Source organism: Pseudanabaena sp. PCC 9330 (assembly GCF_055795045.1).
In genome coordinates, this window is the sequence record NZ_JAYFES010000018.1 from 1 (window position 1) to 278 (window position 278).

The 278-nt window shown below is 50.0% G+C and carries 1 rRNA gene; it reads left to right on the forward strand.

The features are described from left to right. Positions 1–186: 186 nt before the first annotated feature. Positions 187–278, forward strand: a 5S ribosomal RNA gene (rrf, locus tag AC0QKW_RS00395); the annotation flags it as partial.

Genomic DNA, 278 nt, shown 5'->3' on the forward strand with positions numbered 1-278 from the left:
GTTAATAGGCGCTAGATGGAAGTCCAGCAATGGATGTAGTCGAGGCGTACTAACAGACCGAGGGCTTGACCTCACACTCAAGTCCATCAACGTTCAAGCAATGGCTGTGTGCACAGCCAACACACTTCTCTCTATTCAGGTTTTCAAGGAACTAAACCAATTTAATATTGAAGCAATCAAAGCTTTCCTGGTGTCTCTAGCGCTGTGGTCCCACTCTGACCCATCCCGAACTCAGTCGTGAAACGCAGCTGCGGCGAAGATAGTGAGGGGGTTGCCCC